The following is a 21,653-nucleotide window of genomic DNA, read 5'->3' on the forward strand; positions in this document are numbered from 1 at the left end:
CCGCCCAATCCTCCACGCTCAACACCCTCCCGATCCTGGAAGGGGGGTCCAGCTTCGCCCGTCGCCCGGGGGTCAGTTTTCACGCGTCGCCGACACGGTGGCCACGTGTCCCGTCACGGGACATGCTTGACGCTCGCCTCCCACCATCCTCGGTGCCGGCTCACGGGCTGCAGTGGGTCGTCTCACTCGCTAGGGCGAAGGGTCAGATCTCCTACTCAGATGATCCGGAGCGTCGGCGCATGCGGATGGCTGCGCGGAGTTCGGTCAGGAAAAGCCAGAGGACACCGACGCCCAGCGGTACCCCCACCCAGGCACGCCAGCTGCCCTCGCTGACTTTCTCCGGCAAAAGAACGGCCCCAAGGAGGAGCAAGAACCCCAGTTTGATGAGTTCTTTCCGTCGTCCGCCCGACTTCGCCATCGCCAATTCCTTCTGGTCGGCACCCCTACCGCACCGGCTAAGCGGTTTCATGATCGTCTAGGGCGAAGAACCCACCCTGTCAAGCACCAGGTGGGACTAGCGGGCCTCAGAACTTGGGCTACCAGCACGCGACCAGCGAGCGGGACCGCGAAATCGCCTCGGCAATGGACCGGCGGATCGCCCGGCAGGCGCGGCGCAAGGGCGGGCAGAGCCGCTAATGGCCCGTGGATGGCCCGCAAGATCGGAGCGGGGGAGTGGGCGACCGGCCCAGGATCGGGGGATATCCCCTCTGAACTGGGCCGGAGGCCGTTGGAGCGGGCGACGGGAATCGAACCCGCACCGTCAGTTTGGAAGGACGAAGATCGCCGTTCCGAGATGCCCGGAACGCCTGCTCATGGCAGGGCTGTGGGTCGCGACTCGTGCCCGCTCGTGCCCATCCGAGGCGCCGGCTACTGGCACGCGGCTGGCATGCCGCCGCCACCTGTCTTCCCGGCCCGCTCGGCTGGCTGTTGCTGTCTCATGGCGGCGTTAAGGTGACTCTCTCGCCTTTGCGTAGCGCCCGGAGGAACCGCTCATGACCATGCCACCGACGAAGCAGAGTGGGCTGAGCCTGGATGAGTTACTCACCGTGATGGACCGGACTTCAGCCAACCTGGAACGCTTGCAGGCGATCTGGGACCGCGCTTACCCCCTGCTGCCAACAGGACCGTCCACCGGGTCAAGCAACGAATACGACGACCTGACCCGAGCGTGGAACGACCTTTTGCCGGGCCTTCCAAAGATCGACGGCTGGACTGTCACCGAATCGCTGCCCGACATGGACAGCATCGGCCGAGCGTACATCGACTATCTTGAGATTAGTGAGCCGCCCCTGCCGTTGGAGGATGCGAAGGAAGCGCCCGGGCGGGCTCTCGTGGAGTACCGCCACCGGCTGAACCGAGCACGGCGGCGAGCCGTCCGGGAGCGAATCCAGGAGTTGACCACGAAGGTCGACACCTTGCTGCCGCAGATCTTGGCCGCCAGCGAAGACGCCGTCGGTGACCTCGCGCTAAGCCACCCCGGCGTGTCCGAGGTGGAAGCAGCGATTGCCGAGCTCGAACGGCTAATGGGCGATACCACGAATCGCCAAGGTCGCTGGAGCGACCTTCACCGCCACCTACACTTCAGCCAGCCGCATGACTGGAGCGACATCCACAATCTCGACTGGCCAAGCGTAAAGCCAGACATCGAAGCCGCGATGTTCTCTGAAGTCGAACCACTACCCGTGCCCGAAGTCGATCTCGGCCTAGCCGCTGCCCAGCAACCGGCGGGAGCAGCATCGACAGCCCTGGACTGGGAGCAGATTACGCCAGGGGACTTCGAACGGTTGCTGTACGACCTGTTGCGGCATCTGCCTGGCTACCAGAACGTCCAGCTACTCATGAAGGCAAACGCCGCAGACCGCGGTCGCGATGTCTCGGCCGAACGCGTGATCACCGACGGGTCGGGAAGCGTGCGGACCGAGCGAGTGATGATCCAGGCGAAGCATTGGCTGTCGAAGTCGGTGCCGCCGGAAGAGATCAGCGGTGCTCTTACCAGACTCGCGTTGTGGGAGCCTCCCGTGATTCGCGGTCTTATCGTCGCGACGACTGGACACTTCACACCCGACGCCGTGGCTTGGACTGAGAAGCACAATGAGAGCGGCAAGATGCCGTTCATCGACCTTTGGCCGGAAAGTAAACTGGCAACGCTGCTGTCCGAAAGGCCGTGGCTAGCAGCGCAGTACGGGCTCCGATGAATTCAGCGACCGTCAGTGAGCGAGGGGTGAATTCCGAGCGAAATGGCTACCGGGACGATCCGTTGGAGCTGGCCGACATCTACATCGCATTAGCGACGCGCGGCCTCGTTGATTTCGCGCAAGCGCCGAGGGGTGAGGGCTAGCATGCCTGGATTTGACATAACGTCAATATTGGACTTCAAGCCTCCCCGCTATATTTGCCCGCTCTGTCGAGGCCTGTTTCGTGAGTTCAAGTGGATTCAAGAAGACCCCGAGGATGTATGGAGCAGGGTTCAGCACTGCCCTATTTGTGTCTCCAAGTTCGTTCTAAGCGAGTCCGCGCCGAAGTACAACAACAGTCCTCACCACTTCCTCAAGCAGGAGAAGTTCACGGTAGAACTGGGGCCAGACGCCTTGGAGCACGCGCGTTCAATGGCGTCCCTCATCCGGCAAGCAACGAGGCCACAGTATTCATGGGAGAAGCCGTGGCCCCTCATGCGTTTGATGTTCGAGGTGTTGGCGCGTGCCCGACACTTCGTGTACTTCAGCACTTGGGGCATGAGTCACCTGATGATCGGGGCCTTCAAAATGGCATCCGTGAACGTTCCAGTGCTAGGAGTTGTATCAAATGTTGAGGAGCATGCCAAGGTTGAACTGACGGCCTACCCGGATGAAGCGCCCCAATTGACCGTACAGGTCGTTCAGCCAGGGCCAGGAGCCTGGGATGCTCCGCACCAAAAGCTAGTTGTAGTCGATGGGATGGTCGCGTTCACAGGTTCCACGAATCTCACCAACAATGCCATCAGGAAAGCGGATCGAGGGCTTGACATCAGCGAAGTCGTTACCGATGTCGACAAGGTTCTACGACTAAGCAACCAATATTTTTCCCCTAGCTGGAAAAGGCTAACCGCGCCCGGCGAAAAAGAGATCGTCATGTGGGATCCGCCGTTCTAGGAGGGAGAAAGATCTCCTCGCCGGGCAGTTGTAGACCGCTCAGCCGGCCCAGCGGGGACAAGTGGCAGCGGGCAGGCTAGTACCTCCCGCGAGGCAAGCGTGGCGCGAGGAGCCAGATGTACGGCCAAACTTGGGATGAGCTAGGGACCACCCCCCCTGCACGTGCGTGGCAGATGCTCAGGAGCCTTCGCCACGAGCCGCCCGGATGGGCCAAAAAGGGGCCACGGAAAGTTATGTTCGGCGCAGCACTTGAGCAAGCGGAACAACTGTTCATCGCGGCCAAGTCAGTAACTCCAGCCGCAAGCCCTGTTCTTCTTTTTTACGGGCTTTCTCAGGCGGGACGCGCGGTTGCCGCGGCAGCCGCCGGCAAGGAGAACGTTGCCCGCTGGCAGTTGAAGGGCCACGGGATCACGAACGCTGATGCCGCAGGATTGAGCCCGGCAAATCTGTCGACGCTCACGGTACAGAACAACGGAAGTGGATCGTTCACTCAGCTGGCCGACATCCTGCGTGCCGCGTCCCTTCCAACCCCGGTTGCACTCGGCGAGATCTGGTGTCTTCTACCAGAGAGTGTGCACTTCCCGCTTCCTGGGATGGGTAGTCTGCGCCCGGAGTATATCCAGCTGGCATCCTATGGGATCCGGGATGAAAGTAAGCTGCTTGCTTCGGTATACGTTCCGTCCGCATTGCTTGAACAACGACCAGACCCAGACCCGCTAGCTGCGGTTGTCGGATGGGACCAGCAGCGGGCGGCAGTCAGGGAATATCTTGCCAAGTTCCCCTCTCTGGAGGGTTTTAACTTCACGACACCGAATGGCCAGCGCATCGAAGTGCGCGGCCACAGCTCCACCACCACAGAGATCGTTATCCAGTGGGAGAAACCACCAGATCGCACCGATAGAGACGAACTCCTCCGGCACGCCGTGGGCTACCGCAGCGCTCATCTGACTTTCCCTGCAATTGGAAGCGATAAAAGGCCACCTCATCCGCTGCTGCTGTGGTGGGCGGTCTTGTTCGCCCTTTCCAAGCTTGCTAGGTATGAGCCAAGCATGTGGGCGACCACAATCTCCGTGAACTCCAGCCCTGCAGCCGCAGCCGTTGAACACATACTCCGTGAGTCGATGGCCATCCTCCCGGAGCTGATCCACCGAACGATCTTCGAAGTTGCTACAGAGCGAGATCGGGATTCCTAGCTAGAGTCGGATCTCCTCGTCGGGCAGTTGTAGACCTTCCAGCCTCCCCGGACGGGGACAAGGTGGAGCGCCCTACCGGACGAACGACCTTGGCCTCGTCCGGGGAGGCTGGTAGCCCTTGTGGTGCCCGTCGAGGGGATCCGCCCCCTGATCTCCGAGGAGTGGCCGGGTCTGGGCGGAGCCCAGGGTCTTCTGCTCTTGTCGTCCCTCAGCGTGGCCGGCCGGCCCGGCCGATGCCGGCCGGAGGTCGCCAGCAGGCCGGGGCCGGGCCGGCGCGGCCCGCTTGCGGGCCGCCTTGATTCATAAGAGGTCAATTCGGCAACCAACGCAGCGGCTCGCATCGCCGGTACGATGGCGCACATAGAGTGCGGGTCTTTGTCTGCCGGGAGGTCTCATGTTTGCGCTGGTGGTCCGGTTCGACTTGAAGGACGAGGACGCTGCGGCGGGCTTCGACCGACTGACGGCAGACACGCTGCCGGGCATTCAATCTCTCGAACCTGGGACGTTGGTGTACGCCACGCACCGGGTGGAGGGTGAGCCGTTGGCGCGGGTGTTCTACGAGGTGTACCGGGATCGCGCGGCCTTTGACGAGCACGAGCGGCAGCCGCACACCCTGCGGGCTCTGGCTGAGCGTGAGCAATACCTGTCGGGGGTCCGGGTGGAGTTCTTGGAGCCGTTGGGCGTGAAGGGTGTGACCTCGTGACCGAGGACCCGAACGCGGAGCGCGCGCTGGGGCGACGGATCGCAATGCACCGCCAGCGTCGAGGGCTGTCGCAGCGGGAGTTCGCCCGTCTGATTGACCGCTCCGAGACATGGCTCTCCCAGGTCGAGCGGGGGGCGCGGAAGATCGATCGCATGACCGTCCTGGAGCGTCTCGCCCAGGTCCTCGACGTGCCGCTGTCGGAGCTGGCTCCCGAAGCTCCGGTGGTCGCCGCTGTCCACGACGAGCCGGCAGCGGCAACGGAACTGAGCTTGGCGTTGAGTTCGAGTCACGCCCTGGCTGCCGTTCTCAGTGCAGACTCCCCGCCTGTCGATATTGACGAGCTGTCGGCTCGGGTCGAGCGTGCATGGAGTTACACCCATGCGTCGGAGGTCGCACAGGTCGGCGAGCTGCTTGTGCAGTTGCTGCCTGACCTGGAGAGCGCGGCTCGTTCGACAGAGGGGCAAGGACAGCGGGCTGTCTTCGCGGCACTCGCTCGGGCATACCACGCCTGTTCGGCAGTGCTCGCAACGGTTGGCGATTCGGGCGCTGCGTGGGTCGCCGCCGACCGGGCGATCACTGCCGCCGAGCGGGCCGAGGATGCTCTTCTTATGGGCGAGGGCGCGTTTCGGCTCACGCTGGTCTTCCAGGCTGCTCGACGACTGGATCGTGCGCACCAGACCGCCAGTACGGCGGCGGCCGCTTTGAAGGACCGCGCGGACGCTGGCGAACCGGCGGCACTTTCAGTGTGGGGCGCACTGCATCTGCAGTTGGCCATCGTGGCGGCTCGGCAGAACGACGCCGAGCGGGCGTACCGGGAGATCGAGGTAGCTCGCCGGGCTGCGGAACGGCTCGGCGAGGACCGCAACGACTACAACACCGAGTTCGGCCCTACCAACGTCGCGCTGCATGAGGTGGCCGTTGCCGTCGAGCTGGGGGACGCCGGTCTCGCTCTGCGAACCGCGGCGACCGTCGACCCGTCCGCGCTCTCGCCGGAGCGGCGGGGGCGGTACCTCATTGACATCGCGCGCGCTCACGGGCAACGCCGCAACCTGGCCGGCGCGGTGGAGGCACTGACGCAGGCCGCCGACGTCACACCCGAGCAGGTAGCCGGCCACCCGCTGGCGCGAGGGCTCGTCGCGGACCTACTCCGGATGGACCAGTCCGAAGACCCGGATCTGCGCAGGCTGGCCGAGAGGCTCGGCATGCGCTGACATCGGCGCAGTCACACGTCCTCATAGCTCACAAGTCGCCCGCCGCTGGTCACCACGCCACCGGCGGGCGACTTGTCTGTTTTCGCGAGTCCAGCAGTTACCCGCACTGAAAGTATTGAGCCGCACTAAAAGTGCGGGTAGCGTTCTCTGTGTGCGGCAAGGTCGCACAAAACGCCAAGAGCCGGCGACCGGCCGGCGGCGACTGAGAGGACGTGGAAGCAGTGGCGATCCCGAACACGATCAAGGTGCCGGTTCCGTTCGAGTACGTGTTTCCGCACGGGGCGCTGTGCCTCGGCGTGGAGCCGGTGACGGACTTCGACAAGCGCGGCCAGGGCGATGACCAGGCGCGTGACAAGGACACCGGCGAGCGGCTGTGGGTGGTCAAGGTTCTGGACCTGGACCCGGAGGCCGGCAAGTTCGGCGGGTCGAAGGAAGTGAAGGTGAAGATCGTTGCCGGGCAGCAGCCGGTCCCGCCGGCGTCGGCGGTGCCGGGTTACCCGCCGGCGGTGGAGTTCACCGAGATCACGTTGACGCCGTACGTCGACAGCCAGCGCTGCAAGGGCAACGGGAAGTGCCGGGCGCGTCAGGCCTGGTCGATCCGGGCCGGGCAGTTGGTGCCGGCGCAGAGTGCGGCCGCGAAGCAGGCGGCCTGACCGTAGCTGGACACGCGGGGCGGGCTTCCTCCGCCAAGACGATTCCCGCCCCGCGCCTTCAACCCGAACCCTGGAAGGGAGATGGGCTGTGATGCCCACGGTATCGAAGGCTGCCCGCGTCACCACGAAGGACGACGCGGTGTGGCGTACCTGCCCGACGTGCGGGCAGCTCGCGGCGATGGCTCCGGGCGCGCTGGTGTGCGACTCCTGCGCCGTGAAGCCGGCGGGGTCGGGGGTGTGGTCGCGATGAAGACCCACCGCCGCACCGTCTCAGTCCTCGCCGGCCCGGCAATCCGGGCGGCTCGCGAGGTGTACACCACGGTTCCCTCCGACGCGGTCCGTGTCGCGGCGCTGGTCGAGATCTCGGCCGCCGCCGCAGCTTTGGCGCGCACGGTGGTCAAGCTGCGCCGGCTGGACCCGGACCTGATCGCCCCGCATGTGGCCGACCGCACCGATCTACGCGCGGTGCTCGGCCGGGGTCGCTGGTTGCCGACCATGACCCGGCACGTGCCTGCCCCCGTATCCGGCCCGGTGGATCTGGCCGCGCTGGTGCCGGCGGTTCTTCCGTCCCGGTCGGTGCGCCGCCGGGCTACCCGCCGCCGGTCCGCGCCGGGTCAGGGGTCGCTGTTCGCGCTCGCTGCCGGGGAGGTGAGCCGCTGATGCCTCTGGTCAACGTGATCCGGGGTGAGCGCATCGCTGATGCGCCGCTGAACGTGCGCACCCCGATCATCCGGGTTCCGCTGTGGATGGCGCTGGCCTGGTGGCTGCTGCGCGGCCTCGGCGTGCTGCTTGTGGTCGCTGCCCGGTTCTGGTGGATCACCGGGCCGGCGCTGGTGTTCGGCGGCCTGTATCTCGAGTACGGATGGCTCGGCCCCGTCGCCCTGGTCCTCGCCGTCACGGCCATCTGCGCCTCGTGGTTCGCCGGGCATCGGGCGTCGTTCCTGCGGTTCGCCTGGTACCCGGTGTTGGGACGGGTGCGGCTGTGGCAGTACCGGCGGGCGTGGCATCCGGCGATGGCCACGGCCCGGCTGGCGGTGTCGTTCGACGGTCACACCGTCCTGCCCATCCTGCGCAAGGTGCGCTGCTCGTCCGGGGTCGATGTGGTGACGGTGCGGATGGTGACCGGGCAGATCCCCGAGGACTTCGCCAAGGTCGCCGAACGTCTCGCCCACACCTTCGGTGTCCGCGCGGTGAAGGCGGCTCCGGGGCCGCGTCCGGATCTGGTGCTGCTGTCGCTGATGCGCGGCGACCCTCTCGCGAAAGTGGTGCGGCCGTTGCCGGTGCCGGCGATGCCGGACTTCACCGCCCTCTCGGTCGGCCGGCAGGAAGACGGGGACGCGTATGAGCTGCGCCTGTTCGGCACGCAGATCCTCATCGTCGGGGCGACCGGCGCCGGCAAGGGCTCCGTCATCTGGTCCGCTGTCCGCTCTCTGGCTGGCGGCGTCGGCTCCGGCCTGGTCGAGCTGTGGGGGCTCGATCCGAAGGGCGGCATGGAACTCGGGATCGGTGCGCCGATGTTCACGAAGTTCGCCTGCAAGGACTTCGCGGTGATGGCCGGCCTCATCGAACAAGCCGCCGCTGAAGCGCAGCGCCGGGCGGGCAACCTGCGCGGCCGGACCCGCCAGCACATCCCGACCCCGGAAGAGCCGCTGATCGTGCTGATCATTGATGAGCTGGCGAACCTGACCGCCTACCTCACCGACCGGCAACTCAAGGACCGCATCAAGGCGGCGCTGGGCATCCTGCTCACCCAGGGCCGAGCGGTCGGGGTGCACGTGGTCGCCGCGATCCAGGACCCCCGCAAAGAGGTCCTGCCGTTTAGGGACCTGTTCCCGACCCGCATCGGCCTCCGGCTGTCCGAAGAGGCACAGGTCGACATGGTCCTTGGGGAAGGCATGCGTGACCGCGGAGCCCTCTGCGACCGGATTCCCCAGTCCCTGCCGGGTGTCGGCTACGTCGTGCTCGACGGCGACCCGACCCCGATGCGGGTCCGCTTCTCCTACCTGACCGATGACGAGATCCGGGACATGGCCCAGACGTACGGCCGGCTCCGCGTGATCGATGGCGACGTGATCGACGGGGAGGCAGCATGAGCGTCAAGACCCGCGCAGAGCGGATTGAAGCGCTGCTGCTGGTGGCGATCCTGCTGACCGTGGCCGGCTTCGCCGGGGCCGCCTCGTTCACCCACGTGAAGGACTGGACGCTGCACAACTCGCCACCGGGGACCGGCGAGTGGTTCGGCTGGGCCAACGCGGTGATCTCCGAGCTGATCCCCACCGCCGCCCTGCTGACCATCCGCCGCCGTCGTCGCTCGGGCGCGCCGATCGGCTACCCGATGTTCCTGCTCGTCTGCGCCGTCGCGCTCTCGCTGGCCGCACAGCTCGCCGTCGCCAAGCCGGGCCTGTCGGGGTGGCTGCTGTCGGCGGTGCCGGCGCTGGCGTTCCTCGGCCTGTCCAAACTCGTCCTCGGCACCGGCCCGAAGACGCCTGCCACGGCCGCAACCGCGACCGACCCGCACCGTACCGACGACCCGGTCCCCGTCGACCCACAACCCAGTCCGGTGGTCGAGCCGGCCGCCCCGGTGGTCGCAGAGCCCGTCGCCCCGGTCCCCACCGAGCCGACCCGCCCGCGTCCGCTCGCCCCGGTGCCGGCGTCCGCGTTCACCCGCCACAACGGCACGCCGCTGGTCGGGGAGGTGACCCGATGACCGACCACCTGCTTAGCGGCCTGATCCTGGTCGCCGCCCTCGCGGTGACGTGCTGGGACCGCTACCTCCTCCACGTCGCCCGCTACGAGCTGGCCGCGCTGCAACGCGTCACCGCCCGCGATCCGCTGACCGGCCTGGCCAACCGCACCGGGCTGGCGCAGGCGTGGCAGCAACTCGCCTCGGCTCGCCCGTGGGTGGTCGTGGTCGACCTGGACGGCTTCAAGCCCGTCAACGACACCCACGGCCACGCCGCCGGGGACCTGGTCCTCACCGCCGTCGCTCACCGGCTGCGCACCGTCAACGGCGTGCCCGCCCGCCTCGGCGGGGACGAGTTCGCCGCCCTGGTTCTCGACCCCGACCCGGCTGATGCCGCGCGCCGGCTCGCCGCCGCGATCGCCACCCCGGTCCGTCTGCCGTCCGGCGTCGCTGTGTCGGTGACGGCCAGCATCGGCCTCGCCGCGACCGGCCCGGCCGGTCTGCCCGCCGCCCTCGCGGATGCCGACGCCGCCATGTACCGCGCCAAGACCACCCGGTCCGGGGTCGCGGTGTTCGACCCGCACCGCGACGACCACGCCACCGCCGACCCGCGCCCCCTCGTCCGGGTCCGCGACCTCACCCCCGCTGCGACCGAGGTGAGCCGATGACCGTCGCACCGACCCTGCCGATCCCGACCCCGGCCGAGGACACCACGCCTCGGCCGGGCTCCCGGGCCGCCCGGATGCTCATGCCCCGCTCCGTCGACGTGGTCAAGGAACTCGCCGCCGACTACGGCGTCTGCACCCGGCCCGTCAGCCTGCGCCGCACTGACCTGGACACCGGGCAAACCGTCGTCATCGACCTGCCCTGCGGAGCCACCCAGGAGACCAAGTGCAAGGCGTGCGCCACACGGGCACGGAAGCTGCGGCAGCAGCAGATCCGCGAGGGCTGGCACCGCGACGACGAACCCGACCCCGGCCCGCAACCCGCCACCGACGCCCAACGGGCGCTGATCGTGCTGCGCGCGCACCTGGAATTCGACCGCGCGGCCCTGATGTCGGCGCACATGGACCCCGAGACAAGGGCGGAGCAGGTCGCCGCCGTAGATGTTGCGATCGCCGAGGTAGAAAAGGAGATCACCGCCGAAGGTCTGCGGGGCCGGCCGGCTCCGCCCCACGCGACGGCCGATGACGACCAGGACCAGGGCGACGGCGACCGCCGCGTCCGCTCCACAAAGCGCCGGCAGGACGTGCCGGACCTGCCCCGGCTACCGGTGGAGAACCGCACGATCGGCCGCACCTACGCCGCCCCGGACGGCAAGATCTTCCGCCCCTCGATGTTCCTCACCCTCACGTTGGACTCCTACGGCCGGGTCTGGGACGACGGCACCCCCGTCGACCCCGACAGCTACGACTACCGGCGCGCCGCCTGGGACGCGGTGCACTTCCCCCGACTCCTCGACCGGTTCTGGCAGAACCTGCGCCGCGCGGTCGGCTGGAAAGTCCAATACGCCGGGGCGGTCGAACCGCAGCGACGGTTGGCGCCGCACGCGCACTTCGCGATCCGGGGCACCATCCCGCGCGAGCTCGTCCGCCGCGTCGCCGCCGCCACCTACCACCAGGTCTGGTGGCCCTCCGTCGACCAACGCGTCTACGAGCCAGAACAGGCACCGGAGTGGGACGAAGACGCGGTCGGCTACACCGACCCGACCACCGGCCGGCTGCTGCCAACGTGGGATGACGCCCTGGACCTGCTCGACGCCGACCCCGACGCCCAGCCGGTGCACGTGGTCCGCTTCGGCCGGCAAATCGACGCCAAAGGCGTCCTCGCCGGCAGCAAGGACGCCGACCGCTGCGTCTGGTACATCACCAAATACCTCACCAAGCAGGCCGCCGACTGCCACACGACCGCCACCGACCGGCAACGCGCCCACCTCGACCGGCTCTGGCACGAGCTGCGCTACACCCCCTGCTCCGAACGCTGCGCCAACTGGCTGCTCTACGGCGTCCAGCCCAAGAAGACGCGCGCCGGGCTCAAGCCCGGCAACTGCAAGAACAAGGTCCACAAGCGCGACACCCTCGGGCTCGGTGGCCGGCGGGTGCTGATCTCCCGCGACTGGTCCGGCAAAACCCTCGCCGACCACCGCGCCGACCGCCGTGAGTGGGTCAAAGCGCTGCTCGGGGTCACCACCGACCTCGACCACACCGACGACCAGGCCGCCGCCGACGGACAACCCTCGGCGTCCCGGCACGCCTGGGAAATGGCCCGCCCCACCGACCCCGACGTGCCACCACTCGGACACCGGCTCCTCCGCGCAGTCTCCGAACGCATCCAATGGCGCAACCAACTCGACTACGCCCGCCGCGCCGGACCACCCCACGCCACCGGGGCTTCGGCAAATGAACGGACCGCGACGACTAGGGAGGAGCCCCAACCGTGACGGATGACCTGCTGACTGCGGGCGACGTAGCAGCTCGCCTCCGGGCGACGCCTCGCTTCGTCCGGCGGCTGGTGGCTGAGCGGCGGATCGCGTACGTCAAGGTCGGTCGCTTCGTTCGATTCGAGCCTGCTGCTGTCGCCGCCTACATCGAGGCCAACCGGGTGGTGCCGACCTCGCGGGCGGAGCTCCGGCGTCAGTTCGGGGCGGTGGCCTGATGGCCGCCAATCGTCGGCGGCGTTTCGGCAACGTCCGCAAGCTGCCCTCTGCCCGTTGGCAGGCCCGCTATCTCGGCCCGGACGGCGTGATGCGGACGGCCCCCCAGACCTTCGCCACCGAGCGACAGGCCGAGAAGTGGCTCACAGTCATCGAGTCGGAGATCCTGCGAGGGGAGTGGGTGCCTCCAGAGGCGGGGGAGATCCTGCTGTCGGACTACGGGGACCGCTGGATCAGGGAGCGCCGTCTTGCCCCGCGTACCCGCCAGCTTTACGAGTACCTGTTTGCTCTGCACATCGGGCCGCACCTCGGGCACCTCGCGCTAGCCGCGATCAAGCCGGCGACCATCCGTACCTGGCGCGGCAAGCTGCTCAACGGCGGCACTCCGGAGCCCCAGGCGGTCAAGGCGTACTGCCTGCTGCGGGCGATCCTCAACACGGCTGTGCGAGAGGACGAGATCCTTCGGCAGAACCCGTGCCGGATCAAGGGCTATGACCGCTACCACACCCCGGAACGGCCAACCGCCACCATCGCCCAGGTCTACGGCCTGGCCGACGCCATGCCGGCCCGCTTCGCCGCGCTCATCATCGTCGCTGCCCTCTCGGGTCTGCGGTGGGGAGAGCTGGCTGCCCTGCGCCGCTGTGACGTCGACCTCGACGCCGCGACCGTGCGGGTGCCCCGAAAGCTCGCCGCTCTGAAGGATCGCCTGGAGTTCGGGCCACCCAAGTCGGCTGCCGGGGTCCGTGTCGTCGCGTTGCCGGCAGCCGCGGTCGAGGCACTCCACGAGCACCTGGCTGACTACGTCGAGGACGGCCCCGAGGCGCTGATCTTCACCGGCGCGAAGGGCGCGCCGCTGCGTTCCGGCAACTTCGGGCGGGCTGTGAAGTGGACCAAGACGGTCGCGTCGGTGGGCCTGGCCGGCTTCCACTTCCACGACCTGCGCCATACCGGCAACACCCTCGCCGCCGCGTCGGGAGCCAGCACGCGGGAACTGATGCACCGCATGGGACACGGCACCATGCGCGCGGCCCTGATCTACCAGCACGCCACGAGCGAGCGCGACCGCGAGATCGCGCGTGCGATGGACCGCCGTATTACGGGAGAGGGCCGACGCCGACCGTGAATGGCACGCGGATGGCATGCAAGATCCAACATGGGGGAGAAGCGAAAGGCCCAGGTGCCGCGATCATGCGGGTTTACCTGGGCCTCTGTCGCTGGAGCGGGCGACGGGAATCGAACCCGCACCGTCAGTTTGGAAGACTGAAGCTCTGCCATTGAGCTACGCCCGCGTGCGCCGCGGTCACCCGCGGCGCGGCATCCAGCGTACTGGGTCCGTCCAGAGCACGCGCGCCGGTCCCCGGCGTGTCAAGATCCGGCCACCTCCGGGTGACGCAACCAGCGGGGCCGATACCAGGCGACGCGGCGGGGGAGCGACCGCATACACTTCTCCTCGCCACGGGGTGTGGCGCAGCTTGGTAGCGCACTCGCTTTGGGAGCGAGGGGCCGTGGGTTCAAATCCCGCCACCCCGACTGTGATCCGCCACTGCGGTGTCGGGCGCGGCGACTCCCGTGCGCCGGCCCGCCTACACTCGATGGGCTGATTCACGCCCGGACAAGACTTTAGACGCATCAAGGAGTACGCCTGTGAAGAGCACCGTCGAGACCTTGAGCCCGACTCGGGTCCGGCTCGCCATCGAGGTGCCGTTCGCCGAGCTCGAGCCGAGCCTCAAGAAGGCGTACCGGGAGATCGCCCAGCAGGTGAGCGTGCCCGGTTTCCGCCGCGGCAAGATCCCGGCTGCCGTGATCGACCAGCGGGTGGGGCGCGGCGCCGTGCTCAACGAGGCCGTGCAGGAGGCGATCCCGGAGAACATCCTCGCCGCCGTGCGTGAGCACGAGGTGAAGACGCTCGGCCGCCCCGAGGTGAACATCACCGACTTCAGCGACGGTGAGCCGCTGAAGTTCACTGCCGAGGTCGACGTGCGCCCGGAGATCACGCTGCCGGACCTGTCGACCATCGAGGTGACCGTCGACGAGCTGCAGATCGCCGACAGCGAGATCGACGACCAGGTCAACGGCCTGCGCGAGCGGTTCGCCACGCTGAAGACGGTCGAGCGGGCCGCCCAGGACGGCGACTACGTGCAGATCGACCTGGCGGCGACCGTCGACGGCGAGGAGGTGCCGGGCGGCTCGGCGACCAACATCTCGCACGAGGTCGGCAGCAAGCAGCTCCTGCCGGGCCTGGACGAGGTGCTGGTGGGGCTCTCCGCCGGCGACTCGACGTCGTTCGTGACGCAGCTGGTCGGCGGCGACTTCGCCGGCCGGGACGCGGACGTCGCGGTGACGGTGCGCACGGTCAAGGAGAAGCAGCTGCCGGAGCTGGACGACGAGTTCGCCCAGATGGCGAGCGAGTTCGACACGCTGGAGGAGCTCCGCAACGACCTGCGCGAGCGGGTCACCCGGGCCAAGCGGGTCGAGCAGATCTACGCCGCGCGGGACAAGGCGCTGGAGCAGCTGGTGGCGGCGGCCGAGGTGCCCGCGCCCGAGGGCGTGGTGCGCGAGGAGGTCGAGGCCCGCAAGCAGGCGATGGTCGACCAGCTGGAGCGCATCGGCGCCTCCCTCGAGGAGTACCTCGCGGCGGAGGAGAAGACCGAGGAGCAGATCGACGCCGAGCTCAACGAGGCGGCCGCCGACGGCGTCAAGGTGCAGCTGGTGCTGGACACCCTGGCCGACGCCGAGGACGTGCAGGTCTCGGACGACGAGTTCGGCCACGAGATCGTGCACCGGGCGCAGCGCGCCGGGATGGCCCCGCAGCAGTACTACGACCAGCTGGTGCGTTCGGGCGCGGCCGGCGCGGTCTTCGGCGACGTCCGCCGGGGCAAGGCGCTCGCGTCGGTGATGGAGCGGGTGAAGATCACCGACAGCGCCGGCAACCCGGTGACGATGGAGGCGCTGCGCGAGGCCGGCGACGTGCACGAGCACGACCACGAGCACTGAGTGTGAGGACGGCTGGGCCGTCGGGCGCCGCTTGCGGCCCCCGGCGGCCCAGCTGCGTTTTCGGGGTACGTGATCTCTGCCTGCGCTGAGAGCGAACAGCAGGGGGATTAGGACTCTTCGCGTCGGGTGAGAGGTTAGTGTCGGTCGTAGAACGGACGGAGAGCGAAGGGCTGCCATGACCGATCTGCACATCCCAGCGATGCCCCTCCGGGTCACCGAGGCCCGTGGCGGGGACTCACTCAGTGGCAACCTCGACGACACGGTGTTCAACCGGCTGCTCAAGGAACGGATCATCTTCCTGGGCAGCGAAGTGACCGACCAGGTCGCCAACCGGATCTGCGCGCAGCTGCTGCTGCTCGCGGCCGAGGACCCGGATCGGGACATCAACCTCTACATCAACTCGCCCGGCGGCTCGGTCTACTCGGGCATGGCGATCTACGACACGATGCAGTTCGTCAACAATGACGTAGCGACCATCGCAATGGGTATGGCAGCTTCCATGGGCCAGCTCCTGCTGTGCGCCGGCGCGCCGGGCAAGCGGTACGCGCTGCCGCACGCGCGGATCATGATGCACCAGCCGTCCGGCGGGGTCGGCGGCACGGCGGCGGACATCGCCATCCAGGCGGAGCAGATGCTCTACACGAAGCGGATGTTCCAGGAGCGCGTGGCGCACCACACCGGGCAGAGCCCGGCGCAGATCGAGGCCGACTCCGACCGCGACCGCTGGTTCACCGCGCAGGAGGCCAAGGACTACGGCTTCATCGACCACGTGATCAGCGGAGCGACGCAGGTCGCCACCGGTGCCGGCACCCGCAACTGAGGAAGGCGACGAATGACTGACCTGACCCTGCCGCCGCAGTTCGCCGCGGTGCACAACCGCTACGTCCTGCCGTCTTTCGTCGAGCGGACCTCATACGGGATCAAAGAGTCGAACCCGTACAACAAGCTCTTCGAGGACCGGATCATCTTCCTCGGCGTCCAGGTGGACGACGCGTCGGCCAACGACGTGATGGCGCAGCTGCTGACGCTGGAGGGCACCGACCCGGACCGCGACATCATCATGTACATCAACTCGCCCGGTGGCTCGTTTACCGCGATGACCGCGATCTACGACACCATGCAGTACGTCCGCCCGGACATCCAGACGGTCTGCCTCGGTCAGGCGGCGAGCGCGGCGGCGGTGCTGCTCGCGGCGGGCACGCCGGGCAAGCGGATGGCGCTGCCGAACTCGCGGATCATCATCCACCAGCCGGCGACCGAGGGCGGTTACGGGCAGGGATCGGACATCGAGATCCAGGCGCGCGAGATCATGCGGATGCGCACGCAGCTGGAGGAGATGCTCTCCCGGCACTGCAACCGGCCGATCGACCAGGTGCGCAAGGACATCGACCGCGACAAGATCATGACGGCGGAGGAGTCCCGCGAGTACGGTCTCGTGGACACGATCCTCACCAGCCGCAAGAAGGGTCTGCTGGCCGCCAACGCGGCGAGCTGACGGTGTTCGGGTCGGAGGTCGGCCGGTCGTCTAGACTGGCCGACCTCTGACACACCCGCGTTTTGGGGGTCGGAGAAAACCCCGGCAGCGGGTAACGTCGAGGTGCACCATCTGCCGGAGCACCGGCGGGTGATCAAATCGACGGGGATTCTGTCCTCAGGCCAGTGGCCGGGTGATCGGCCGATGAGCGCAGGGAGAACGTAGGTGGCACGGATCGGCGACGGCGGCGACCTACTCAAGTGCTCCTTCTGCGGCAAGTCGCAGAAGCAGGTCAAGAAGCTCATCGCGGGCCCAGGGGTCTACATCTGCGACGAGTGCATCGACCTCTGCAACGAGATCATCGAGGAGGAGCTGGCCGAGTCCGGCGAGGTGAAGTGGGAAGAGCTTCCCAAGCCGATGGAGATCTGCCAGTTCCTCGACAACTACGTGGTCGGCCAGGACCAGGCGAAGAAGGCGCTCTCGGTCGCGGTCTACAACCACTACAAGCGGATCCAGGCCGAGACGGCCGGCGCCCCCGGCAGTGACAGCGTCGAGCTGGCGAAGTCGAACATCCTGCTGCTCGGTCCGACCGGGTGCGGCAAGACGCACCTGGCGCAGACGCTGGCGCGGATGCTCAACGTGCCGTTCGCCGTCGCGGACGCGACCGCCCTCACCGAGGCGGGCTACGTCGGCGAGGACGTCGAGAACATCCTGCTCAAGCTGATCCAGGCCGCGGACTACGACATCAAGCGCGCCGAGACCGGCATCATCTACATCGACGAGATCGACAAGATCGCCCGCAAGTCGGAGAACCCGTCGATCACCCGGGACGTCTCGGGCGAGGGCGTGCAGCAGGCGCTGCTGAAGATGCTGGAAGGCACGGTGGCCAACGTGCCGCCGCAGGGCGGGCGCAAGCACCCGCACCAGGAGTTCATCCAGATCGACACCACCAACGTGCTCTTCATCTGCGGTGGCGCGTTCGCCGGGCTGGACCGGATCATCGAGGCCCGCACGGGGCACGGTGGCACCGGCTTCGGCGCCCGGCTGCGCGCGGTCTCCGACCGGTCGACCGACGACATCTTCAGCCAGGTCATGCCGGAGGACATGCTGAAGTTCGGGCTGATCCCCGAGTTCATCGGCCGACTGCCGGTGATCACCAGTGTGCGCAGCCTGGACCGCGAGGCGCTGGTCCGGATCCTGACCGAGCCGCGCAACGCGCTCGTCCGGCAGTACCAGCGGCTCTTCGAGCTCGACGGCGTCGAGCTCGAGTTCGACACGGGCGCGCTGGAGGCGATCGCCGACCAGGCGATGCTGCGCGGCACGGGCGCCCGCGGCCTGCGCGCCATCCTCGAAGAGGTCCTGCTCTCCGTGATGTACGAGGTGCCGAGCAACCCCGACGCCGCCCGCGTGCTCATCACCCGTGAGGTCGTGCTGGAGAACGTCAACCCGACGATCGTGCCCCGCGAGTTCACCGGGCGTCGCGCCCGGCGGGACCCGCGCGAGGAGAAGTCCGCCTGATCCAGCTTCACCCGACGGCCGCCGCGTTCCCGCGGCGGCCGTTGTCGTTGTCGGTCGGGACGGCGTGGCCGTCGTTGTCGCTCAGGACGGCGTGGCCGTCGTTGTCGCTCAGGACGGCGCCGTCAGGACGAGGCGCTCGATCGGCGGTCGAACTCGCCGGTGGTCATCACCACGACCATGACCAGCCGCACCGGGGCGTCGCCGTCGTTGCGGTAGCCGTGCGCGCGGTCGGCGCGGAACTCGATGGTGTGTCCCGTCGGCACCACATGATCGGTCGCGTCGACCGTCACGGTCACGGTGCCGGTCAGCACGTGCAGCAGCTCCCGCGTCCCGGGCGCGTGCTCGGCGGAGGTGTGCGCCTCGCCCGGGTTGAGCCGCCACTCCCACAGCTCCACGAAGTCCGGGTCGTTCAGCCCGCCCAGCAGCCGGGCCAGCCCGCCGCTCCCGCCCTGCCAGAGCAGCGGCGCGCGCTGCCCGTCGGAGATGCGTACCGTCCGCTCCTCGGCCGGCTCGAGCAGCCGCGCGACGGTCACCCCGAACGCGTCCGCGATCCGGCACAGCGTCCCGATGCTCGGGTTGGTGCGGGCGCCCTCGATCTGGACCAGCATCCCCTTGCTGACGCCCGACCGGCCGGCGAGTTCGTCCAGGGACCAGCTGCGGGCGTTGCGGAGCGCCCGGACATGCTGGGCGACGGCGGCGGTGAGCGCCTCGACGTGACCTGACCCGGTGTCGGTCAACACACTGTCCTTCTCGGTCAATATTGTGATACACACTAACGGTGTTCCCCATTGTGCTCGCCGGACTGTCGGCGCTTGCGTTCGGCACGTCCGACTTCTCCGGCGGCAAGGCGTCCCAGCGCGCCAACCCGCTGACCGTGACGGTCATCTCGCAGCTTCTCGGCCTGCCGGTCCTCGCCGTCGCGCTCCTCGTCGTCCCGGGGACTCCGCACCTCGCCGACCTCGGGTGGGGCCTCGTCGCCGGCACCGCCGGCTTCGGCGGCGTCGTGCTGCTCTACCGCGCGCTCGCCAGCGGGGCGATGGCCGTGGTCGCCCCGGTCACCGCGGTCACCGCCGCGCTGATCCCGATCATCGCCGGGCTCTTCACCCCCCGTACCCCCGGCGCTCTCGCACTGGCCGGCGCCGCCGTCGCGGTGCTCGCGATCGCGCTGGTCAGCGTCGGACCCCGCACCGGGCGGGTGTCGCCGCGGCTGGTCGCCCTGGCGCTGACCGCCGGCGCCCTCTTCGGGTTCTTCTTCGCGCTGCTCGGGCAGGCGTCCGAGACCGCGGGCCTGTGGCCGCTGCTGACGGTACGGATCAGCTCGATCGGACTCGGCGTGGCGGTCATGCTCGCCACCCGCACCGCATTCCGGACACCACGCACCGTGCTGCCCTGGGCCGCCGCCGCCGGAATGCTCGACATGGCCGCCAACGCGCTCTTCCTCGCCGCGGCCACCCGCGGACACCTCAGCGTCGTCGCCGCGATCACCGCGCTCTACCCGGCCAGCACCGTGCTCCTGGCGCTCGCCGTCGACCGCGAACGCCTACGCCCGCTGCAGATCGCCGGCCTCGGCCTCGCCGCCACCGCGCTGGTGCTCGCCACCACCTGACGGCTGGCCCGGCCCGCCGGCCGCCCGTACCCTGCTGGCATGCGCGTCGCCGTCTGCCAGCTCAACGCCCGCGATGACCGCAAGGCCAACCTCGGGGCGGCCCGGCGGCTGCTCGACCGGGCCGCCGCCGCCGGCGCCGATCTGGCGGTCCTGCCGGAGTACGTCGACTACCTCGGCCCGGCCTCCGGCCTGCCCGCGCCCGAACCGGTGGACGGTGAGTTCGGGGCGTTCTTCGCCGCCGCCGCGCGGGAACTGCGCATGTGGGTGCTGGCCGGGTCGTTCCACGAGGCCGGCCCCGACCCGGCGCACACCTACAACACCTCGCTGGTCTTCGACCGCGACGGCCGGCTCGCCGCCACGTACCGGAAAATCCACCTGTACGACGTCGAGATCCCCGGCCGCGTCTCCTACCTCGAGTCCCGCGGCGTGGCGCCCGGCGCCGAGACCGTCGTGGTCGACATCGAGGGGGTACGGCTCGGTCTCTCCATCTGCTACGACCTGCGCTTCCCGGAGCTCTACCGGCGGCTCGCCGTCGACGGCGACGCCCAGGTCCTCGTCGTGCCGGCCGCCTTCATGCTGCACACCGGCCGGGACCACTGGGAGGTGCTACTGCGGGCGCGCGCGATCGAGAACCAGTGCTACGTGGTCGCGGCCGGACAGATCGGCGACCACGATCCCGGACGTACGTGCTTCGGCCGCAGCATGGTCATCGACCCCTGGGGCACCGTGCTCGCCCAGGCGCCGGACACCGTGAGCATCGCGGTCGCCGACCTCGATCTGCAACGGCTGCGGACGATCCGGACAGAGCTGCCGAGTCTCGCCAACCGCCGCCTCTGACGCCGCCCGCGCCCTGTTGCGCGGGCGCCGGGGGAGCGCGGGCGGGCATGCCGTGCCAGAGTGGCAGCCATGCGTGCCCCCACGGTCCTGGCCGAAGACGCACTGACGGCCCTGCTCCTGCCGTTCTGGCAGCTGGTCATCGGCGGCGCGGTGCTGGTCGTGGTGATCGTGTCGGCGCTGCGGCTCGCCCAGCGCGGCCCGTCCCGGATGACGACCGCGCTGCTCGTGACGGCCGGAGCGATCGTCGGGCTCGCCGTCATCGGCGTCCTGTTCTCGGGTTGACGGCCGGGCGAACGAGCGGGAACAACGCGGCGACGCACCGGCGTTGACCACCCCGTGGCCGCGTCGGAGCGCGGCCGGAACATCTCCGGCCCGGATGCGGTTACGTCTTTCGCGCTTGGCTGGCCCGCGTTTCGTCCGCCGTACGGCGGACGCCGCGGGGAATGCCTTGACCGCGCGGGCGGTTGCATCCCTTCACGGGCCTGCTGTCCTGGTGGACGGCGGACGTCCTGCGGAATGTCGCAGCTGGTGCAGGCGTTGCGCTCACCGGGTCCCGGGTCCCGGGTCGGCCGGCTCGTCCGGCCGGGAATGGCCCGGATGCGCGGGATGTTGACTGTTCCCGCGGGGCTGACTTCCCGAGCGGCCCGCTTCGGCGGAGGCCGCGGGGAATGTCCGAGGGCCGCGGGGCGTTGTGCCCCGCTGGTCGGACCGCTTCCCGGAGTCGTCCGCTTCGGCGGACGGATCGGGGAATGGTCCCGGGCCGGGAGGCGTTGCAGCTTCTCGTGAGGCCCGCCGCCTCGGTGATCGATCCGCTTCGGCGGACGGCACGGGGGAATGTTGGCGGCTCGCGGGTCGTTGTGTAGTCTCGACGTGCTCTGGTGATCCGGGTGGTGCGCTTCGCTGGTTGAGGCCGGTTTGAGGTTGCGGGGCTGACCGGGTAGAGTGTTTGGAGCCGGCGGGAGCCGGGCGCGTGTGCTGCGGGTTCGTGGTGTGCGGCCGG

Annotated in this window: 22 protein-coding genes and 2 tRNA genes; 22 read left to right on the forward strand and 2 right to left on the reverse strand. The window is 68.7% G+C overall.

The genetic code is table 11. The features are described from left to right. Nucleotides 1-992: 992 nt before the first annotated feature. The 14 genes from BLW47_RS24245 to BLW47_RS24300 all read left to right on the forward strand — a co-directional run bounded on the left by BLW47_RS24245 (nt 993) and on the right by BLW47_RS24300 (nt 13,347). Entirely contained in the window at nt 993-2,195 is a 1,203-nt protein-coding gene (locus tag BLW47_RS24245; RefSeq protein WP_245737079.1) for a restriction endonuclease, read from the forward strand. A gap of 144 nt (nt 2,196-2,339) precedes the next feature. Beyond that, nucleotides 2,340-3,128 carry a phospholipase D-like domain-containing protein gene (locus tag BLW47_RS24955; RefSeq protein ID WP_139307438.1) on the forward strand — a complete coding sequence of 263 codons (789 nt, stop codon included), beginning with the start codon at nt 2,340-2,342 and terminating at the stop codon, nt 3,126-3,128. Between the two features lie 233 nt (nt 3,129-3,361). Further along, a complete protein-coding gene (locus BLW47_RS24250) occupies nt 3,362-4,321 on the forward strand; it encodes a YaaC family protein (protein WP_175543787.1) in 960 nt (319 codons plus the stop codon). A 394-nt stretch (nt 4,322-4,715) separates the two neighbouring features. After that, nucleotides 4,716-5,024, forward strand: a complete 309-nt coding sequence (locus tag BLW47_RS24255; RefSeq protein WP_091563018.1) for a putative quinol monooxygenase — start codon at nt 4,716-4,718, stop codon at nt 5,022-5,024. After that, a complete protein-coding gene (locus BLW47_RS24260) occupies nt 5,021-6,235 on the forward strand; it encodes a helix-turn-helix domain-containing protein (RefSeq protein WP_217634940.1) in 1,215 nt (404 codons plus the stop codon). Before BLW47_RS24255 ends, BLW47_RS24260 begins: the two co-directional genes overlap by 4 nt. A gap of 221 nt (nt 6,236-6,456) precedes the next feature. Next, complete coding sequence (locus BLW47_RS24265; protein WP_175543790.1) at nt 6,457-6,888, forward strand: hypothetical protein; 432 nt, start codon at nt 6,457-6,459, stop codon at nt 6,886-6,888. Nucleotides 6,889-6,979: 91 nt separating this feature from the next. Beyond that, complete coding sequence (locus tag BLW47_RS25295) at nt 6,980-7,138, forward strand: hypothetical protein (protein WP_175543788.1); 159 nt, start codon at nt 6,980-6,982, stop codon at nt 7,136-7,138. Next, nucleotides 7,135-7,548 (forward strand): hypothetical protein, encoded by a 414-nt coding sequence (locus tag BLW47_RS24270; protein WP_139307439.1) that lies wholly within the window; start codon nt 7,135-7,137, stop codon nt 7,546-7,548. Before BLW47_RS25295 ends, BLW47_RS24270 begins: the two co-directional genes overlap by 4 nt. Then, nucleotides 7,548-8,981 carry an FtsK/SpoIIIE domain-containing protein gene (locus BLW47_RS24275; protein ID WP_091563027.1) on the forward strand — a complete coding sequence of 478 codons (1,434 nt, stop codon included), beginning with the start codon at nt 7,548-7,550 and terminating at the stop codon, nt 8,979-8,981. Before BLW47_RS24270 ends, BLW47_RS24275 begins: the two co-directional genes overlap by 1 nt. After that, nucleotides 8,978-9,595, forward strand: a complete 618-nt coding sequence (locus BLW47_RS24280; protein WP_091563030.1) for a DUF2637 domain-containing protein — start codon at nt 8,978-8,980, stop codon at nt 9,593-9,595. The genes BLW47_RS24275 and BLW47_RS24280 overlap by 4 nt, the downstream gene beginning before the upstream one ends. After that, nucleotides 9,592-10,239 (forward strand): GGDEF domain-containing protein, encoded by a 648-nt coding sequence (locus BLW47_RS24285; RefSeq protein ID WP_091563032.1) that lies wholly within the window; start codon nt 9,592-9,594, stop codon nt 10,237-10,239. The genes BLW47_RS24280 and BLW47_RS24285 overlap by 4 nt, the downstream gene beginning before the upstream one ends. After that, nucleotides 10,236-12,011: a replication initiator gene (locus BLW47_RS24290; RefSeq protein ID WP_175543789.1), complete on the forward strand. Its 1,776-nt coding sequence runs from the start codon at nt 10,236-10,238 to the stop codon at nt 12,009-12,011. Before BLW47_RS24285 ends, BLW47_RS24290 begins: the two co-directional genes overlap by 4 nt. After that, the gene (locus BLW47_RS24295) at nt 12,008-12,226 is read left to right on the forward strand and encodes a helix-turn-helix domain-containing protein (RefSeq protein ID WP_091563036.1); all 219 of its coding nucleotides are present in this window, start codon (nt 12,008-12,010) and stop codon (nt 12,224-12,226) included. Before BLW47_RS24290 ends, BLW47_RS24295 begins: the two co-directional genes overlap by 4 nt. Next, nucleotides 12,226-13,347, forward strand: a complete 1,122-nt coding sequence (locus BLW47_RS24300; protein WP_091563041.1) for a tyrosine-type recombinase/integrase — start codon at nt 12,226-12,228, stop codon at nt 13,345-13,347. The genes BLW47_RS24295 and BLW47_RS24300 overlap by 1 nt, the downstream gene beginning before the upstream one ends. Before the next feature lie 92 nt (nt 13,348-13,439). Here BLW47_RS24300 and BLW47_RS24305 read toward each other — a convergent pair. After that, nucleotides 13,440-13,513: transfer RNA gene (locus BLW47_RS24305), tRNA-Gly, on the reverse strand. 167 nt (nt 13,514-13,680) lie between these two features. Between BLW47_RS24305 and BLW47_RS24310 the strand changes: the two genes are divergently transcribed. From BLW47_RS24310 to clpX, 5 genes are all read left to right on the forward strand, one after another. Then, a tRNA-Pro gene (locus BLW47_RS24310) sits at nt 13,681-13,754 on the forward strand. A 114-nt stretch (nt 13,755-13,868) separates the two neighbouring features. Further along, complete coding sequence (gene tig / locus BLW47_RS24315) at nt 13,869-15,218, forward strand: trigger factor (protein ID WP_091563045.1); 1,350 nt, start codon at nt 13,869-13,871, stop codon at nt 15,216-15,218. A 175-nt stretch (nt 15,219-15,393) separates the two neighbouring features. Further along, nucleotides 15,394-16,038 (forward strand): ATP-dependent Clp protease proteolytic subunit, encoded by a 645-nt coding sequence (locus BLW47_RS24320; RefSeq protein WP_091563049.1) that lies wholly within the window; start codon nt 15,394-15,396, stop codon nt 16,036-16,038. 12 nt (nt 16,039-16,050) lie between these two features. Then, nucleotides 16,051-16,713 (forward strand): ATP-dependent Clp protease proteolytic subunit, encoded by a 663-nt coding sequence (locus BLW47_RS24325; protein ID WP_091563052.1) that lies wholly within the window; start codon nt 16,051-16,053, stop codon nt 16,711-16,713. Nucleotides 16,714-16,917: 204 nt separating this feature from the next. Further along, nucleotides 16,918-18,210, forward strand: coding sequence for an ATP-dependent Clp protease ATP-binding subunit ClpX (clpX, locus tag BLW47_RS24330; RefSeq protein WP_091563056.1), 1,293 nt, complete (start codon nt 16,918-16,920; stop codon nt 18,208-18,210). 122 nt (nt 18,211-18,332) lie between these two features. Here clpX and BLW47_RS24335 read toward each other — a convergent pair whose 3' ends face one another. After that, complete coding sequence (locus BLW47_RS24335; RefSeq protein ID WP_091563082.1) at nt 18,333-18,947, reverse strand: XRE family transcriptional regulator; 615 nt, start codon at nt 18,945-18,947, stop codon at nt 18,333-18,335. A gap of 41 nt (nt 18,948-18,988) precedes the next feature. On the opposite strand from BLW47_RS24335, the gene BLW47_RS24340 reads away from it, so the two are divergent. From BLW47_RS24340 to BLW47_RS24350, 3 genes are all read left to right on the forward strand, one after another. Beyond that, nucleotides 18,989-19,816, forward strand: a complete 828-nt coding sequence (locus tag BLW47_RS24340; protein ID WP_091563060.1) for a DMT family transporter — start codon at nt 18,989-18,991, stop codon at nt 19,814-19,816. 39 nt (nt 19,817-19,855) lie between these two features. Beyond that, nucleotides 19,856-20,653 carry a carbon-nitrogen hydrolase family protein gene (locus tag BLW47_RS24345; RefSeq protein WP_091563063.1) on the forward strand — a complete coding sequence of 266 codons (798 nt, stop codon included), beginning with the start codon at nt 19,856-19,858 and terminating at the stop codon, nt 20,651-20,653. A 69-nt stretch (nt 20,654-20,722) separates the two neighbouring features. Next, entirely contained in the window at nt 20,723-20,935 is a 213-nt protein-coding gene (locus BLW47_RS24350) for a hypothetical protein (RefSeq protein ID WP_425435457.1), read from the forward strand. Nucleotides 20,936-21,653 lie beyond the last annotated feature (718 nt).

The sequence above is a fragment of the Micromonospora pattaloongensis genome, assembly GCF_900107255.1.
Lineage (GTDB): Bacteria > Actinomycetota > Actinomycetes > Mycobacteriales > Micromonosporaceae > Micromonospora_I > Micromonospora_I pattaloongensis.

Excerpts from the sequence above, each read along its gene's own strand:
- BLW47_RS24345 (WP_091563063.1), top strand. The coding sequence starts at position 19,856 with ATGCGCGTCGCCGTCTGCCAGCTCAACGCCCGCGATGACCGCAAGGCC.
- BLW47_RS24290 (WP_175543789.1), top strand. The coding sequence starts at position 10,236 with ATGACCGTCGCACCGACCCTGCCGATCCCGACCCCGGCCGAGGACACC.
- BLW47_RS24255 (WP_091563018.1), top strand. The coding sequence starts at position 4,716 with ATGTTTGCGCTGGTGGTCCGGTTCGACTTGAAGGACGAGGACGCTGCG.
- BLW47_RS24300 (WP_091563041.1), top strand. The coding sequence starts at position 12,226 with ATGGCCGCCAATCGTCGGCGGCGTTTCGGCAACGTCCGCAAGCTGCCC.
- BLW47_RS24325 (WP_091563052.1), top strand. The coding sequence starts at position 16,051 with ATGACTGACCTGACCCTGCCGCCGCAGTTCGCCGCGGTGCACAACCGC.
- BLW47_RS24285 (WP_091563032.1), top strand. The coding sequence starts at position 9,592 with ATGACCGACCACCTGCTTAGCGGCCTGATCCTGGTCGCCGCCCTCGCG.
- BLW47_RS24280 (WP_091563030.1), top strand. The coding sequence starts at position 8,978 with ATGAGCGTCAAGACCCGCGCAGAGCGGATTGAAGCGCTGCTGCTGGTG.
- BLW47_RS24350 (WP_425435457.1), top strand. The coding sequence starts at position 20,723 with ATGCGTGCCCCCACGGTCCTGGCCGAAGACGCACTGACGGCCCTGCTC.
- BLW47_RS24320 (WP_091563049.1), top strand. The coding sequence starts at position 15,394 with ATGACCGATCTGCACATCCCAGCGATGCCCCTCCGGGTCACCGAGGCC.
- BLW47_RS24955 (WP_139307438.1), top strand. The coding sequence starts at position 2,340 with ATGCCTGGATTTGACATAACGTCAATATTGGACTTCAAGCCTCCCCGC.
- BLW47_RS25295 (WP_175543788.1), top strand. The coding sequence starts at position 6,980 with ATGCCCACGGTATCGAAGGCTGCCCGCGTCACCACGAAGGACGACGCG.
- BLW47_RS24270 (WP_139307439.1), top strand. The coding sequence starts at position 7,135 with ATGAAGACCCACCGCCGCACCGTCTCAGTCCTCGCCGGCCCGGCAATC.
- BLW47_RS24245 (WP_245737079.1), top strand. The coding sequence starts at position 993 with ATGACCATGCCACCGACGAAGCAGAGTGGGCTGAGCCTGGATGAGTTA.
- BLW47_RS24275 (WP_091563027.1), top strand. The coding sequence starts at position 7,548 with ATGCCTCTGGTCAACGTGATCCGGGGTGAGCGCATCGCTGATGCGCCG.
- BLW47_RS24250 (WP_175543787.1), top strand. The coding sequence starts at position 3,362 with ATGTTCGGCGCAGCACTTGAGCAAGCGGAACAACTGTTCATCGCGGCC.